Source organism: Enterovibrio baiacu (assembly GCF_004120195.1).
GTDB classification, from domain to species: Bacteria; Pseudomonadota; Gammaproteobacteria; order Enterobacterales; family Vibrionaceae; genus Enterovibrio; species Enterovibrio baiacui.
In genome coordinates, this window is the sequence record NZ_SCHN01000052.1 from 1 (window position 1) to 656 (window position 656).

The 656-nt window shown below is 44.1% G+C and carries 1 tRNA gene and 1 rRNA gene; both read left to right on the top strand.

Annotated features, from left to right (window positions below):
* Nucleotides 1–156 (top strand): 16S ribosomal RNA (locus EQP46_RS24050); the annotation flags it as partial.
* Between the two features lie 63 nt (nt 157–219).
* A tRNA-Glu gene (locus EQP46_RS24055) sits at nt 220–295 on the top strand.
* Nucleotides 296–656 lie beyond the last annotated feature (361 nt).

Sequence of the window (656 nt, forward strand, 5' to 3'; positions counted from 1 at the left end):
GCCTTGTACACACCGCCCGTCACACCATGGGAGTGGGCTGCACCAGAAGTAGATAGCTTAACCTTCGGGAGGGCGTTTACCACGGTGTGGTTCATGACTGGGGTGAAGTCGTAACAAGGTAGCCCTAGGGGAACCTGGGGCTGGATCACCTCCTTAACGATACTATTGATGCAAGTGTCCACACAAATTGTATAGGTTGAACACGTTAAAGCGCACTGGGTCCCATTCGTCTAGAGGCCTAGGACACCGCCCTTTCACGGCGGTAACAGGGGTTCGACTCCCCTATGGGACGCCACTTTCTAAAAACATTCTCACGAGTGTGTTTAGACAGTGGACATTCTCTTCACAGAGAAACATCACTTTGCTCTTTAAAAATCTGGAAAGCTGACTAGTAAATTTAATCRAACGATTAAATTGAAATCTGTTTCTTATCTCTCTACCCGAGAGGTAATGAAACAAAAGTTCTCAAAACGTTAATTCTTTTGAATTAACACCAAACACATTCAAGTGTTCTTGGTTTCATCCTTCTTCGGAAGTGATGAACATATTTGAGTCCGGCGAAAAACCGTTCATTAATTTGAACTTGTTCTTTAACGAGAACACCTTGGTTGTTTGTCCATACATAAAGACCTCTTGGGGTTGTATGGTTAAGTGAC